General features: G+C 45.4%; 11 protein-coding genes. 9 read left to right on the top strand and 2 right to left on the bottom strand.

What is annotated here, in order from left to right; translation table 11 throughout:
- Nucleotides 1-89 precede the first annotated feature (89 nt).
- From sdhC to sucD, 8 genes are all read left to right on the top strand, one after another.
- Nucleotides 90-464 (top strand): succinate dehydrogenase, cytochrome b556 subunit, encoded by a 375-nt coding sequence (gene sdhC / locus ACXAD8_RS04665; protein WP_475225495.1) that lies wholly within the window; start codon nucleotides 90-92, stop codon nucleotides 462-464.
- Nucleotides 458-805 carry a succinate dehydrogenase, hydrophobic membrane anchor protein gene (sdhD, locus tag ACXAD8_RS04660; RefSeq protein ID WP_475225493.1) on the top strand — a complete coding sequence of 116 codons (348 nt, stop codon included), beginning with the start codon at nucleotides 458-460 and terminating at the stop codon, nucleotides 803-805. The genes sdhC and sdhD overlap by 7 nt, the downstream gene beginning before the upstream one ends.
- A complete protein-coding gene (gene sdhA, locus ACXAD8_RS04655) occupies nucleotides 806-2,578 on the top strand; it encodes a succinate dehydrogenase flavoprotein subunit (protein ID WP_475225491.1) in 1,773 nt (590 codons plus the stop codon). It begins immediately after the preceding gene.
- 11 nt (nucleotides 2,579-2,589) lie between these two features.
- Nucleotides 2,590-3,300 carry a succinate dehydrogenase iron-sulfur subunit gene (locus tag ACXAD8_RS04650; protein ID WP_475225488.1) on the top strand — a complete coding sequence of 237 codons (711 nt, stop codon included), beginning with the start codon at nucleotides 2,590-2,592 and terminating at the stop codon, nucleotides 3,298-3,300.
- Nucleotides 3,301-3,433: 133 nt separating this feature from the next.
- Nucleotides 3,434-6,256, top strand: coding sequence for a 2-oxoglutarate dehydrogenase E1 component (locus tag ACXAD8_RS04645; protein WP_475225485.1), 2,823 nt, complete (start codon nucleotides 3,434-3,436; stop codon nucleotides 6,254-6,256).
- Between the two features lies 1 nt (nucleotide 6,257).
- Complete coding sequence (odhB, locus tag ACXAD8_RS04640; RefSeq protein WP_475225483.1) at nucleotides 6,258-7,742, top strand: 2-oxoglutarate dehydrogenase complex dihydrolipoyllysine-residue succinyltransferase; 1,485 nt, start codon at nucleotides 6,258-6,260, stop codon at nucleotides 7,740-7,742.
- Nucleotides 7,743-7,853: 111 nt separating this feature from the next.
- Nucleotides 7,854-9,020, top strand: coding sequence for an ADP-forming succinate--CoA ligase subunit beta (gene sucC, locus ACXAD8_RS04635; RefSeq protein ID WP_475225481.1), 1,167 nt, complete (start codon nucleotides 7,854-7,856; stop codon nucleotides 9,018-9,020).
- Nucleotides 9,020-9,892 (top strand): succinate--CoA ligase subunit alpha, encoded by an 873-nt coding sequence (gene sucD, locus ACXAD8_RS04630; protein ID WP_229527141.1) that lies wholly within the window; start codon nucleotides 9,020-9,022, stop codon nucleotides 9,890-9,892. Before sucC ends, sucD begins: the two co-directional genes overlap by 1 nt.
- 67 nt (nucleotides 9,893-9,959) lie before the next feature.
- On the opposite strand, the gene ACXAD8_RS04625 is transcribed toward sucD, so the two are convergent.
- Both ACXAD8_RS04625 and ACXAD8_RS04620 read right to left on the bottom strand, forming a co-directional pair.
- Entirely contained in the window at nucleotides 9,960-10,424 is a 465-nt protein-coding gene (locus ACXAD8_RS04625; protein ID WP_475225478.1) for a glyoxalase superfamily protein, read from the bottom strand.
- Complete coding sequence (locus ACXAD8_RS04620; protein ID WP_475225476.1) at nucleotides 10,421-10,576, bottom strand: hypothetical protein; 156 nt, start codon at nucleotides 10,574-10,576, stop codon at nucleotides 10,421-10,423. The genes ACXAD8_RS04625 and ACXAD8_RS04620 overlap by 4 nt, the downstream gene beginning before the upstream one ends.
- Before the next feature lie 325 nt (nucleotides 10,577-10,901).
- Here ACXAD8_RS04620 and ACXAD8_RS04615 point away from each other — a divergent pair, with 325 nt between their 5' ends.
- Complete coding sequence (locus tag ACXAD8_RS04615; RefSeq protein ID WP_475225474.1) at nucleotides 10,902-15,095, top strand: alpha-1,6-glucosidase domain-containing protein; 4,194 nt, start codon at nucleotides 10,902-10,904, stop codon at nucleotides 15,093-15,095.
- The last annotated feature ends 343 nt before the right edge of the window (nucleotides 15,096-15,438 follow it).

Here is a 15,438-nt window from a genome sequence, read left to right as displayed (position 1 = left end):
AATTGTGATGACATTCAAGGTGGAACACTCGCTTATTGCTCAGGTGATATTTGAGTCGACACACAAACATTCCAGGTTGGCGACAAATCGTGAAAAAACAAAGACCCGTAAATTTAGAACTCAATACGATTAGTTTTCCCCCATCAGCTCTGGTTTCAATTTTACATCGTGTAACAGGTGTAGCGTTGTTTTTCGCTTTGTTACTTGTAATTGGAGCATGGGCTTGTTCATTAACTTCAGCAGAAAGCTTTGCACACGTCTCTGAGTTAATGAATGGCGTTTTAGGTAAGTTAGTCGTTATCGGCACAGTGTCAGCGTTGACTTATCATATTCTTGGCGGTGTCCGTCATATGTTTATGGATATGGGGCATTTCGAAGAATTAGAGTCAGGTAATAACAGTGCTAAGTTTATTATTGGCCTGTGGATTGTACTGACGGTACTGATGGGAGTAGTGATATGGTAACTAACCAGGCAAGTATTAAGAGGGATGGTGTTCAAGACTTCGTCTCTTTGCGTACCACCGCAATCGTAATTTTAGCTTACAGCATATTTATGCTGTGGTTCTTCGTTTCCACTCCAGAGATTACCTACGAGGTCTGGTCTGGTTTGTTCTCTAATCTGGCTGTGAAAGTATTCACGCTTGCAGCTCTGGTTTCCATCATGATCCACGTACGCATTGGTTTGTGGCAGGTATTAACTGACTATGTGAAGCCACATAACGTCAGAGCCGTTATCCAGTTTGTTTTGAACCTTATTGCCTTCGCTTACGTAGCCGTGGGTTTATTTGTATTGTGGGGTGTGTAAGTGAAAGTAGCAGTTCATGAATTTGACGCGGTAGTAATTGGCGCCGGTGGTGCCGGTATGAGAGCCGCTTTACAAATTTCTCAGTCTGGTAAGTCTTGTGCGCTTTTGTCTAAAGTGTTCCCAACTCGTTCTCACACAGTATCAGCGCAGGGTGGTATTACCGTAGCATTAGGTAACGCCCATGAAGATAACTGGGAATGGCACATGTATGACACAGTAAAGGGTTCTGATTACATTGGTGATCAGGACGCTATCGAATACATGTGTAAGACAGGGCCTGAAGCTATCATCGAAATGGAAAACATGGGCCTGCCATTTTCGCGTTTCGAGAACGGTAAAATCTACCAACGTCCATTTGGCGGTCAGTCAAAGGATTTCGGCGGTGAGCAGGGCGCTCGCACAGCTGCTGCAGCTGACCGTACAGGCCACGCTCTGCTGCATTTGCTCTATCAGCAAAACGTTAAAAACAAGACAAAAGTATTCAGCGAGTGGTATGCACTGGACCTGGTAAAAAACCAGGACGGTGATGTTGTCGGCTGTACTGCCATTGATATTGAAACCGGCGAAGTAGTTTACTTCAAGTCTCGTGCTGTGGTGCTTGCTACAGGCGGTGCTGGTCGTATCTATGCGTCTACTACCAATGCTCACATTAACACCGGTGATGGTGTTGGGATGGCATTGCGTGCAGGTGTATGTTTGCAAGATATGGAAATGTGGCAATTCCACCCAACGGGTATAGCGGGAGCTGGTACTCTGGTAACAGAGGGCTGTCGTGGTGAGGGTGGTTATCTGTTAAATAAAGATGGCGAGCGCTTTATGGAGCGTTATGCGCCTAACGCCAAAGACCTTGCTGGCCGTGACGTTGTTGCTCGCTCAATGATGACTGAAATTCGCGAAGGTCGCGGTTGTGAAGGCCCCTGGGGCACACACATCAAATTAAAATTGGATCACCTTGGTAAGGATGTATTGGAATCTCGTCTGCCGGGTATTCTTGAGCTTTCTCGTACCTTCGCACACGTTGATCCGGTAAAAGAACCCATTCCGGTAATTCCAACCTGCCACTATATGATGGGTGGTATTCCAACTAATGTTGACGGCCAATGTTTAACAGTAGCGCCAGATGGCAGTGAAAAAGTGGTTAAAGGCTTATTCGCTTGTGGTGAAATTGCTTGTGTATCTGTGCACGGTGCAAACCGCTTGGGCGGTAATTCACTACTTGATCTGGTGGTATTTGGTCGCGCCACTGGCTTGCATTTGGGTGAGGCGCTTAATCAGGTAGATACTTCTCGTGATGCTTCTGAGTCTGACCTTGACGCGGCATTAGCGCGCTTTAATCGTTGGGAGTCTTCTGACGTAGGTAAAGGCGAAGATCCGGTACAGATCAAGAAAGACATGCAGCAATGTATGCAGCTAAACTTCTCGGTATTCCGTGAGGGTGATGCGATGGCAACTGGCTTGAATGAATTGAAAGAAATTCGCGAGCGTTTACAGCACGCCAGATTGGACGACAAGAGCTCTGAATTCAACACCCAGCGTATTGAGTGTCTGGAATTAGATAACCTGATGGAAACAGCTTACGCTACAGCGGTAGCAGCGAACTTCCGTACAGAAAGTCGCGGTGCTCACAGTCGCTTTGACTTCCCGGATCGCGATGACGAAAACTGGTTGTGTCACTCAGTTTACATCCCTGAGAATGAGTCTATGCGTAAGCGAGAAGTCAACATGACACCTAAGACTCGTGAAGCATTTCCACCTAAGACGCGTACCTACTAAGGAGCACTACAATGATAAGAGAATTTTCAGTTTATCGTTACAATCCTGATGTTGATAACGCGCCTAAGATGCAGGATTATCAACTGGAGGTTGAAGAAGGTCAGGATATGATGGTGCTTGACGCACTGCTGGCCTTAAAAGAAAAAGATCCTACATTATCATTCCGTCGTTCGTGCCGTGAGGGAGTTTGTGGCTCCGACGGTTTGAACATGAACGGTAAAAACGGTTTGGCTTGTATTACGCCTTTATCCGCCTTAGGAAAAGGTAAAGTCGTAATCAGACCATTACCTGGCCTGCCTGTTGTGCGTGATCTGGTAATTGATATGACTCAGTTCTACACTCAATACGAAAAGGTTAAACCATTCTTAATTAATGATTCAAAACAACCGCCTGCCAGAGAGCATTTGCAATCTCCTGAAGAGCGTGAAGAGCTGGATGGTTTGTACGAGTGTATCTTGTGTGCTTGTTGTTCGACATCTTGTCCATCGTTCTGGTGGAACCCAGATAAGTTTATTGGCCCTGCAGGTTTGTTGCATGCCTACCGCTTCCTGGCGGATAGTCGTGATACGGCAACTGAAGAGCGACTGAATGACCTGGATGACGCATTTAGCGTGTTTAGATGTCATGGTATCATGAACTGTGTAAGCGTTTGTCCTAAAGGACTTAATCCGACAAAAGCCATTGGTAAAATAAAATCAATGCTTTTGCAACGGGCTGTTTAGTCACAATAAACGTAAATCGCGTTTTATTTTGATTACTAAATAGCCAATCGTAGTAAGGTTGGCTATTTTTTTATTGGTACTTTGTTGGTCTTAATAAAGACCTGTTGAAAATGAATACGATGAAGGGACGGTAATGCACGAAAGCGTCATGAAAGCGTGGTGGGAATCTTCCCATATGGCTGGTGGTAACGCTGCTTACGTTGAAGAACTTTATGAAGCGTACCTGGAAGATCCACAAAGCGTTTCGGAAGAGTGGCGAAGCACGTTTGATAAACTGCCAAAAGTAGATGGTGTTTCTATTGAAACACGTCACAGTCTCGTCCGAGACGAGTTTAAAAAGATGGCCGCAATGGGGCTCGCAGGTAGAGCGCCAGCAGCCGCAGCAGGCGAAGTAGGGGATCTAAAACAGGTTAAGGTATTGCAGCTTATCAATGCATACCGATTCCGCGGGCATCAACATGCTAATCTCGACCCTCTAGGTTTATGGCAACAAGAGCGTGTCAGAGACCTGGAGCTTTCTCACCATAACCTTTCTGAACAAGATTTCGATACAGTCTTTAATATTGGCTCATACGCTGTGGGTCAAGAAAAGATGTCTTTGGGCGAGCTGTTCAAGTCACTAAATCGGACTTATTGCGGCTCAATCGGCGCTGAGTACATGCATATCACCAACACTGAAGAAAAGCGTTGGATTCAGCAGTATTTAGAAGCCGCTCAGGCCAAACCCGATCTCTCCAGAGAACAAAAAGTGAATGTGCTTAAGGGGTTAATTGCTGCTGACGGTATGGAAAAATACCTTGGTGCTAAATTTCCAGGTGCAAAACGCTTCTCTCTGGAAGGTGGTGATTCACTGGTACCCATGATTAAAACCTTAATCACCCAGGCGGGTGCAGCAGGTTCGAAAGAAGTGGTTATCGGCATGGCTCACCGTGGTCGCCTCAATGTGCTGGTTAACGTTTTAGGTAAAAACCCATCTGTTTTGTTTGATGAGTTTTCCGGATTACACGATGAGTCACTGGGCTCAGGTGACGTTAAATACCACGCAGGTTACTCTTCAGATTTCGCCACATCGGGTGGTCCTGTGCATTTGGCACTGGCCTTTAACCCTTCTCATTTAGAAATCGTTAATCCTGTTGTTATGGGTTCGGTTCGCGCCAGATTAGACCGACGTGGTTGCAGTGATGGCTCTATGTGCTTGCCTATTACGGTGCACGGTGATTCTGCAATCGCAGGTCAGGGCGTTGTACAAGAAACCTTTAATATGTCCCAAACCCGTGGCTTCCAGGTGGGTGGTACGGTACGTATTGTGGTAAATAACCAGGTGGGTTTCACTACCTCTAAGACCGAAGATACCCGCTCCACACAGTATTGTACTGATATTGCGAAAATGGTTCAGGCACCTATCTTCCATGTTAACTCTGATGATCCTGAAGCGGTAATTTTCGTCACTAAAATGGCACTGGATTATCGCAATACATTCAAACGCGATGTGGTTATCGACTTGGTTTGTTATCGCCGCCATGGTCATAACGAAGCTGATGAACCAAATGCGACTCAGCCTCTGATGTATCAAAAGATTCGCAAACACCCTGTGCCTCGTCAGATCTACGCCAACCAATTGATTGCGGAAGGCGCCTTGTCTGAACACGACGTAGACAAGTTAGTCGCAGAATATCGCGCTGCATTGGATCACGGTGCTTGTGTGGTTGATGAATGGCGTCCAATGACAGAGCATTCGGTGGACTGGACTCCATACATTGGTCATGATTGGGATGTGCCTTATGACGGTAGCGTCAGCATAGAAAAGCTCAAACAGTTGGGTGAAAAAGTCTGTGCTATTCCGGATGGCTTCAAACTACAGTCTCGTGTTAATAAACTTTATATGGACAGACTTTCCATGATGAAAGGCGAAAAGCCTTTAGATTGGGGAGCTGCAGAAACCCTGGCTTATGCCACATTAGTGGTGGAGAAAACCGACATCCGATTTACTGGTCAGGATGCCGGACGCGGTACATTCTTCCATCGTCATGCAGTTATGCATAACCAGGAAGACGGTGCTGAGCACACACCGTTACAGCACATTGCCGATGAACAAGGCGTATTTGAAATATACGATTCAGTGTTGTCAGAAGAAGCGGTTATGGCGTTTGAGTTTGGCTACGCAACCGCAGAACCGGGAACTTTGACTATCTGGGAAGCGCAGTTTGGTGATTTTGCCAACGGTGCTCAGGTGGTAATAGACCAATTCTTGAGCTCAGGTGAACACAAATGGGGACGCCTGTGTGGTTTGACATTGTTACTACCGCACGGTTATGAAGGTCAGGGACCTGAACACAGTTCAGCCAGATTGGAGCGATTCTTACAATTATGTGCTGATCACAACTGGCAAGTGTGCGTCCCATCGACACCGGCGCAGGTTTACAATATGTTACGCCGTCAGGCTGTTCGCCCAATGCGCCGTCCTCTTATTGTTATGTCGCCTAAATCATTGTTGCGTCATCCTCAGGCCGTATCTTCTTTAGAAGAGTTGTCTGCCGGTGTATTCCATAACGTCATTGACGAAATTGATGACATTAAACCTGCCAATGTAAAACGCGTGGTTATGTGTTCCGGCAAGGTTTACTATGATTTGTTAGATTCTCGTCGCAAAAACGAAATCAATGATGTTGCAATTATTCGAATTGAGCAGCTTTATCCATTCCCGCACGCGGAAATAGAAAAAGTGGTAGAGCGCTACAAGCATGTTAAAGACTGGGTCTGGTGTCAGGAAGAGCCTCAAAATCAGGGCGCTTGGTACTGTAGCCAACACCACTTCTGGGATTCCATTCCAAAAGGTGCAAAAGTTACCTATGCGGGTCGTGCGGCTTCTTCTGCCCCGGCTGTCGGTTATTTATCAGTCCACAACCAGCAACAGAAAAAGTTGGTTGAAGAGGCACTCGAGTTAAACAAGGATTAAAATGAGCATTGAAATTAAAGTTCCCGTATTGCCGGAATCTGTGGCTGATGCAACCGTAGCCACATGGCATGTTAAAGTAGGTGATAAAGTGTCTCGCGACCAAAACCTGGTCGATATTGAGACTGATAAAGTGGTTTTAGAAGTAGTGGCACCAGAAGACGGTGTTATTACTGAAATTAGTAGCCCAGAAGGTGAAACCGTTCTTGCGGAACAGGTTATTGCTCTGGTTGAGGCCGGTGCCGCAGCCAGCTCAGACAAATCTGCAAAAGCGGAAAGCAAAGCACAATCAAGTTCAGATGAAAGCGCAAAAGGTGAATCAGTGGATATTAAAGTACCTGTGTTACCTGAATCGGTAGCCGATGCAACAATAGCAACCTGGCATGTCCAACCAGGCGAAGCCGTATCTCGTGACCAAAACCTGGTAGACATTGAAACAGATAAAGTGGTTTTAGAAGTCGTCGCACCAGCTGATGGTTCTATATCAGAAATCCTGCACAACGAAGGTGATACGGTAACTGCAGAGCAAGTTATTGCGAAATTCGCCGCGGGTGCCGGAGCTGCTGCGCCAGCCCCTGCCGCTGAAGAAAGCGATTCAGATGATGAAGTTCTGAGTCCGTCAGTGCGTCGCCTGTTGGCTGAAAAAGACATTGATCCAGCTAAGATTAAAGGTTCAGGTAAAAACGGTCGTATTACTAAAGAAGATGTTGAGAAGCATCTTAAAGCTGCGAGTTCCGTGCCTGCTCCTGCGGCATCTGCTCCAGAGGCAGCCGTAACCGGTTTGGCTGATCGCACCGAAAAACGCGTGCCTATGACGCGTTTGCGTAAAACTATTGCAAATCGTTTGTTGGAGGCCAAAAACTCAACAGCGATGTTAACCACGTTCAACGAAGTCAACATGAAACCTATCATGGACCTGCGCAAGAAATACCAAACGGTATTTGAAGAAAAGCACGGGATCCGTCTTGGCTTCATGTCCTTCTATGTAAAAGCTGTAACTGAAGCGCTGAAGCGTTATCCAGAAGTCAATGCTTCAATTGATGGTGATGACATTTGTTACCATAACTATTTTGACGTTTCGATTGCAGTTTCTACACCTCGCGGACTCGTGACTCCGGTATTGAAAGACTGTGACCAGTTAGGTCTGGCAGGTATCGAGAAAGGGATCAAGAGTCTGGCACTTAAAGGCCGTGATGGTAAGTTAACCATGGATGAATTAACCGGCGGTAATTTCACAATTACTAACGGTGGTGTATTTGGTTCATTGATGTCTACACCTATCATTAACCCACCACAAAGCGCTATCTTAGGAATGCACAAAATTCAGGACAGACCTATGGCAGTGGACGGCAAAGTAGAGATTCTTCCAATGATGTATCTGGCGTTGTCTTATGACCACAGAATCGTTGATGGTAAAGAGTCAGTCGGCTTCCTGGTCACAGTTAAAGAGATGCTGGAAGATCCGACACGCTTACTGTTGGATGTATAAGGAAGTATTGCCGTCTATGACGGCATTACTTTATTGGTGCAGGATGCACACTGACAACTTATTTCAGGTCGATTTAGTCGACGTTTTTTAAATAATCACGGAAATTTCACCATGAATTTGCATGAATATCAGGGTAAACAGCTGTTTAAAGAATATGGCTTACCCGTCTCAGAAGGTTATGCAACCGACACTCCTCAGGCTGCTGCTGAAGCTGCCGATAGCATTGGTGGCAACGAGTGGGTTGTCAAATGTCAGGTCCATGCCGGTGGTCGCGGTAAAGCTGGCGGTGTAAAGCTGGTTAAAAGTAAAGACGAAATCAAAGAATTTGCTCAGAAGTGGTTAGGCCAAAACCTGGTTACTTTCCAGACTGACGAAAACGGTCAGCCAGTTAGCAAAATCTTAGTAGAATCATGCACTGATATTGCTGATGAGTTATATCTGGGTGCAGTAGTTGATCGTGGTACACGTCGCGTTGTATTCATGGCTTCAACTGAAGGTGGTGTTGACATTGAGACTGTTGCTGAAGAAACACCAGAAAAAATCCTAAAAGCGGAAATCGATCCGCTGGTTGGTCCGCAGCCTTATCAGGCGCGTGAAATGGCCTTCAAATTGGGTCTTCAGGGCGTACAAATCAAACAGTTCACCAAGATCTTCATGGGTCTGGCTAAAATGTTTGAAGACCTGGACGTAGCACTAATTGAAATCAATCCTTTGGTTGTTAAAACTGATGGCGACTTGCACTGTCTTGACGCTAAAGTAGGTATTGATAGCAATGCTATGTACCGTCAACCTAAGTTGAAAGACATGCACGATCCATCTCAGGAAGATGCGCGTGAAGCTCATGCTGCACAGTGGGAGCTGAACTATGTTGCACTAGACGGTAACGTAGGTTGTATGGTTAACGGTGCGGGCCTTGCAATGGGTACCATGGATATCGTAAACCTGCACGGTGGTAAGCCTGCAAACTTTTTGGATGTTGGTGGCGGTGCTACTAAAGAGCGCGTTGCTGAAGCATTCAAAATCATCTTGTCTGATGACAATGTAAAAGCTGTTTTGGTTAACATTTTTGGCGGTATCGTGCGTTGTGACATGATCGCTGAAGGTATTATCGGTGCAGTAAAAGAAGTTGGCGTTAACGTTCCAGTTGTGGTTCGTTTAGAAGGTACTAATGCAGACCTGGGCCGTGATGTTCTGGCGAACTCTGGTCTGGATATTATTGCTGCAACAAGTCTGACTGACGCAGCTCAGCAAGTAGTTAAAGCAGCGGAGGGCAAATAATGTCTGTATTAATTAATAAAGATACTAAAGTTATCTGTCAGGGTTTCACTGGTGGTCAGGGTACTTTCCACTCTGAGCAAGCGATTGCCTACGGTACACAAATGGTAGGTGGTGTTACACCTGGCAAAGGTGGTACTGAACACCTGGGTCTTCCGGTATTCAATACAGTCCGTGAAGCAGTAGAAGCAACTGGAGCAACAGCAACGGTTATCTACGTACCTGCTCCTTTCTGTAAAGACTCTATCATCGAAGCTGCTGATGCAGGTATCGAGCTGATCGTTTGTATCACTGAAGGTATTCCTACTCTGGATATGCTTTACGTTAAAGAATACGTAAACCAGAAAGGCGTGCGTATGATTGGTCCTAACTGCCCTGGTGTTATCACTCCGGGTGAATGTAAGATCGGTATCATGCCCGGCCACATCCACTTACCTGGTAAAGTTGGTATTGTTTCTCGTTCTGGTACCTTAACTTATGAAGCGGTTAAGCAAACTACTGACGAAGGCTTTGGCCAGTCTACCTGCGTAGGTATCGGTGGTGATCCTATTCCTGGTTCAAACTTTATCGATATCCTGCAAATGTTCCAGGATGATGACGGTACTGAAGCTATCGTTATGATCGGTGAGATTGGTGGAACAGCAGAAGAAGAAGCGGCTGCCTTTATCAAAGAAAACGTTACTAAGCCGGTTGTGTCTTACATTGCTGGTGTAACGGCTCCTCCTGGTAAGCGTATGGGCCATGCTGGTGCGATTATCGCGGGCGGTAAAGGAACTGCAGACGATAAATTTGCTGCGCTTGAAGCGGCTGGTGTTAAAACCGTTCGTTCTCTGGCAGACATCGGTAAAGCATTGCGCGAAATTACTGGTTGGTAATAATCCGCATTGTTAGTATTCTTAAAAACCCGCCTTTCGGCGGGTTTTTTGTTATAAAGCCAAGTACTCAGTTTTGAAACCTTGTCACTATGCAGGTATAGGCAAAGTTATCCCACAATTCAGAATTGTATAGTGCAACAACATCACGCCCATTTTCCTTAAGAGTTTTTTGCATCTCTACTGGTACGCCTAATAAACTCAAGTACTCGTTTTTAACGACCACAAACTGATTCTTATACGGAACCAAAAAACAATCTTCTCGTTTGTTTAATACCGTTTTTGCTTCTTCATAATTTGCGAACCAAAGATTGAGCAGTGGGCTGCATTTGGGATGATACCAGAGCTTTCCATAGTCATACTTGCAATCTGAAATGCAACCACCCAATACCGCTGACGCATGTCGCCAGTGTAGAAAGCCGGCCTGTTTCGCTACAGACTGCAATGCTTGTTTCAGTGATATTGATTCGGCTTCTGGTGCAGATTTTTGAAGTCGTTTCGCTTTGATTTTAAGTTCTGTAATGGCTTTGCTCATCGCTCTGTCTCCTGCCAATGTTGGTTGTTGGCTTTTAACTGATTTTGCGCAATGAGGTAAAGTGTGACTATGAGCAATATTGCAAGCGATGCACAAGCAATTGTTACTACTGAAAAGTGCGGGTAGAGCAAAGAGTACAATAATTCGGTCATTGTTTAATTCCTAAGTTCATTTGGATTCCGCATTTCCAACTTAGGTTCAACTGAACCGTATACTGATTTATCCAGAGTGATGTCATCTTTGGCGGAGCAGGCGTCTCTGAAACCTGGGCGCAAAATTACCTGCCTTTAAAAGGTTTGTCAATGTGACTTTGGTTTTAAGTTGACCCAACTGCATACGTATTCATGGCCCTTTACATACGTATGCACCATGTTAACGCCTTGTAAAAAAATGTTTAAAAATCTAACTTGCCGCGTTAGTTCTTTTTATATTGCGCTTCGTGCGTATCAGGCGTTGTAAATCCAATCGGAAAATATAATGAAAATACCATCACACAAATTGAAGCTTTTAACTTCAACGTTGATCAGCATGGCTTTATGGTCTTGCTCATCAGACAGCCTGGATCTCCCAGAAGTTTCTCCACCTACAACAGTTCCAGACACTCCGGAGCCATTGACTTGTGATTCGCCCGAAGTCGTTAATGAATCGGGAGATGCCTGTGAGCTACCCGCGCCATCAGTAACAGCGCAAGAAAATGAAGCGGTCATTTATTACAATCGACCCGATGGCGAGTATGACGGCTGGGTTTTACATTTGTGGAACAATGAAAACTGTCCGGATACTGTGGCAGAACCGACTACCTGGCCTGATGGTCCTTCGGTAGCTGGTGTGGACCCTGCCTATGGCGGTTATTTTATTGTGCCATTACTTGATGGTTATTCCGATTGCATGAACTTTATTGTTCACGATGCTGATGGCAATAAAGATTTATCGCAACAAGATCGCATGATGGATCTTTCCGGGGAGCGTATTGCCTGGACTCTGTCCGGTGTGCCAGATGTATTTTATGAAGCCATTGTTGAAATACCGGTGTCTGTGCAAAATGCAGAAGTACACTGGGTATACAGTGATACGTTAGTCTGGGGAGCAGACACCAGTAACTATTCAGACATTCGTTTGTATTGGTCAGAAACTGCAGATCTGGAATTCAATGCTGAAACCGGCATTGCTGGGGATAACTATGTCTCTCTGACGCTTTCTGAATCAGAAAACAGTGCAGCCGCTATGGCGTTAAATCAGGCTGACTGGGATAGTCTGACTATTGATGCTGAACTGGAACAGGTTAAGCAAATGCTTAAATCGCAGCTTATTGTAGTTGCCATGGATTCCGATGGTGATGTGGCAGCGGCAACGCGAGTGCAAACTGCAGCTGTGCTGGATGATATCTATACCAGTGGTGACAGTGATGCTGATGAGGCTAGCTATGGACCACAGTATGACAGTGATGTAGTTACTCTTAATTTATGGGCACCTACGGCGCAAGATGTCAGTTTGAAACTGTATGATGCGGACAAATCTTTGCTCAGTACCGAAGCAATGGCTTATGACGATGCAACCGGTATTTGGACTGTGAGTGGTAGCGTATCTGAGCTGGACAGACTTTTCTATCGCTTCGAAGTCACAGTATTTCATCCGCTGGAAAATGCTGTGGTCACTGTGGAAAGTACCGACCCTTACTCAGTCAGTGTGGCCACCAATGGACGTTATTCGCAAATTGTTAACCTTAATGACGATGATCTGAAACCAGCCAATTGGGATGGTCATCAATCTCCGGTTATCGAAAACTTTGAAGATGCCGTTATCTATGAGGCTCATATTCGTGATTTTAGTGCACTAGATGCATCAGTATCCCAAGAGTTACGCGGTAAGTATCTGGCCTACACTGACACTAGCTCAGTGCCTGTGCAACACCTACAAAGCCTGGTGGAAAAGGGATTAAACTTCTATCACATAATGCCTGCTAACGATATTGCCAGCATCAATGAAGATCCTGCTCAAGTGGTTAATTTAGAAGATACTGTAGCAGACCTTTGTGCCTTAAATAGCAGTGCTCCGGTTTGCGGAGTTGAAGATGATGCAGCGACTTTGCTGTCTGTTTTTGAAAGTTATGATCCAGCATCAGAAGATGCCCAGGCCTTAGTTTCTGCAATGCGCGGCTATGACAGCTTCAATTGGGGTTATGATCCGCATCACTTTAATGTGCCAGATGGTGCCTATGCATCTGATGCCGACGGTGTCGCCCGAATCGTTGAAATGCGCTCCATGATCAAAGCTTTACATGACATGGGCTTGCGGGTTGCTTTGGATGTAGTGTACAACCACACATCGTCTTCTGGTACCAATGTGAATTCAGTGTTTGATAAGGTAGTGCCAGGCTATTACCACAGATATAACCGTACCACTGGTGATATTGAACGCTCCACTTGCTGTGAGAATACCGCTACTGAAAACCGCATGATGGCGAAGTTTATGACGGATTCATTAGTGTTGTGGGCGGAACAATATCGCTATGACTCATTCCGTTTCGATCTGATGGGTCATATCCCTAAAAGTGCCATTATGGAGTCCTGGGCCGCTGTACAGACAGTAGACCCTGACAATTATTTCTATGGTGAAGGTTGGGATTTTGGTGAAGTGGGCGGTAACCGCTTGTTTGAACAAGCCACCCAAAGAAATATGGCGGGTACTGAGGTTGGTACATTTAACGACCAAATCCGCGAAGCCATCCGTGGTGCAGCTATGTTCAGTGGTGATAGCGGTTCAGGCACTTTACGGGTTCAAGACAGGATCAGAATGTCTTTAGCGGGCACACTAACTGACTTCCAGTTTGTGAGTTCTACCAACGCCTTTATTAAAACTAATACCATTGGTGGTTATGCGCAGGACCCTGCCGACATTATCAATTATGTTTCTAAACACGATAATGAAACCCTTTGGGACCAACTTAATTACACTTTGCCTTCTGACATTTCCATTGAAAACCGAGTCAGAGCGCAAAATATCTCAATGGCAACCACTATGTTGAGCCAGGGTATTCCATTTTTGCAGCAAGGTGGTGATTTATTGCGCTCTAAATCAATGGATCGCAATACTTATGATGCCGGCGACTGGTTTAACCGCATTGACTTCTCAATGAACAGTAATAACTGGAATGTAGGTATGCCTCTGCAATCAGAAAACGGCGGTCGCTGGGATGAGATTAGACCTATTCTTGCAGATGCCGGGCGCGCAGCGTCAATGACTGATATTCAGTTTGCGGCAGAAGTATTTAAGGAATATCTGGAAATCCGTCAGTCAACTAAGCTGTTCCGTTTGACTACCGGGGAGCAAATTAAAGAGCGTATTGGTTTCCATAACGTCGGACCAGACCAGAAGTCAGGCCTGATTGTTATGAGCATTGATGACGGTGCTGATTTAGAAGATATCGATCCGCTTTATGATGCTGTGGTTGTGGTAATTAACACCACTGATAGTGCGATAACTCATGCCATTCCTTCGGCTTCCGGGTTTAGCTTGCACCCTGTGCAAATGAACTCTATCGATTCGCAAGTCATGGCCGCCTCCTTCACTGAAAATGGAGACCAGGGAGAGTTCAGTGTTCCTGCTTATTCTCTGGCTGTTTTTGTTAAACACCAGCAAGGCGGGCAGGGAGTTGGTCTTAATCAGTATGCCACGATAGGCACGCCGGATTTACCCGTCTATGGCAACACCGCTGTCTATATTCGCGGTAGCATGAATGACTGGGGTACATCTAACCCAATGAGTTATCAGGGTGAAGGTATCTATCAGGTTTCAATTAGTTTAGAGGAAGGTGTAACTTACGAGTTTAAGTTTGCCAGTGAAGACTGGGCGACGGTTAACTTCGGTGCTGGTGATGACGGTGATGTTATTACCACAGGTGAGGGTTTGTCACTTGGCTATGGTAACAATCTGAGGTTCACGCCTGATTCTACCGAATCCTATATTTTCTCTGTTGATGCCAGTGAAGCTCAGGCTCCAATCATCACTGTGAGAGTGGAAGAACCTTTCGCTGGGGTAGGGGTCTTCCTGCGAGGTAGCATGAATGACTGGAGCGAAAACAGCCCGTTTGTTTATGAAGGCTCGGGTATCTACAGTATTCAGTTGCAGATGGCTGCTGGAGATTATGAGTTTAAAGTTGCTTCTGCCGATTGGGAAACGGTGAATCTTGGAGGAGATGGTTCTGCCGTTTCTCTGGAGTCTGATTACGGACTATATGCGGGGGCTGGGAATATCCAAATCAGCATCCCAACTGACGGTACCTACATCTTCACCATGAATGCTGCGGATCTAAATGCAGTGAGTCTCAGTGTATTTGAAGGTGGTATGTATGGCAGTACAGCGGTATTTATACGCGGTACTATGAACGACTGGAGTACCACAGATGAAATGCAATTTGACGGCGTTAAATCCTACTCACTGACTTTGTCACTAGCAGCCGGTAGCTATGAGTTTAAGGTTGCCAGTGAAGACTGGGCAACTGTCGATCTTGGTGCAGGGTCACAAGGAAATAGTGTTATCGTTGGAGAAAGAGTCACACTCGCTCCTGTAGGTGGCGATCTGAGCCTTAATATCACAGAAGCTGGCGATTACCTGTTTGAACTTATTGGTCCAAACAGGGAATCCCCTGACCTGAGAGTCACCAAACAGTAATTTTAAGCTGTATGAAAAACGCCACTTTTACAGTGGCGTTTTTTTTCGTCTTTTGAGGCTAAGAAGGCTAAAAATACAGCAATTTTTGTAACCCACTTTCAATGCATATTATGTAAATAGGCTGTTAAGGGAAATGCAATGTTAGCGCATCTGGAATTCACTTAATCCTCACAACTGTTTTGATGGTTTTTACTGTAAATAGGAAATAATAAATAAATACAATGACTTAACTGTTGCGGGTAATATTTTTGTCAAAAGTGGAATTGTTAAAAAAATGTACGATAATGAAGATGAATACGTATGCAAGAAGTTGTCACGTTTCAAATTCAGGCGTTAAAATCTT

It is taken from the genome of Planctobacterium sp. AWH2_060, from assembly GCF_056158425.1.
The sequence above is the reverse complement of the archived record's forward strand: the minus strand, read 5'-3'. Positions and strand labels throughout refer to the sequence as shown.

What these genes read in the sequence shown, in the direction of transcription:
- sdhD (WP_475225493.1), top strand. Translation starts at nt 458, where the DNA reads ATGGTAACTAACCAGGCAAGTATTAAGAGGGATGGTGTTCAAGACTTC.
- ACXAD8_RS04650 (WP_475225488.1), top strand. Translation starts at nt 2,590, where the DNA reads ATGATAAGAGAATTTTCAGTTTATCGTTACAATCCTGATGTTGATAAC.
- ACXAD8_RS04645 (WP_475225485.1), top strand. Translation starts at nt 3,434, where the DNA reads ATGCACGAAAGCGTCATGAAAGCGTGGTGGGAATCTTCCCATATGGCT.
- odhB (WP_475225483.1), top strand. Translation starts at nt 6,258, where the DNA reads ATGAGCATTGAAATTAAAGTTCCCGTATTGCCGGAATCTGTGGCTGAT.
- sucC (WP_475225481.1), top strand. Translation starts at nt 7,854, where the DNA reads ATGAATTTGCATGAATATCAGGGTAAACAGCTGTTTAAAGAATATGGC.
- sucD (WP_229527141.1), top strand. Translation starts at nt 9,020, where the DNA reads ATGTCTGTATTAATTAATAAAGATACTAAAGTTATCTGTCAGGGTTTC.
- ACXAD8_RS04625 (WP_475225478.1), bottom strand. Translation starts at nt 10,424, where the DNA reads ATGAGCAAAGCCATTACAGAACTTAAAATCAAAGCGAAACGACTTCAA.
- ACXAD8_RS04620 (WP_475225476.1), bottom strand. Translation starts at nt 10,576, where the DNA reads ATGACCGAATTATTGTACTCTTTGCTCTACCCGCACTTTTCAGTAGTA.
- ACXAD8_RS04615 (WP_475225474.1), top strand. Translation starts at nt 10,902, where the DNA reads ATGAAAATACCATCACACAAATTGAAGCTTTTAACTTCAACGTTGATC.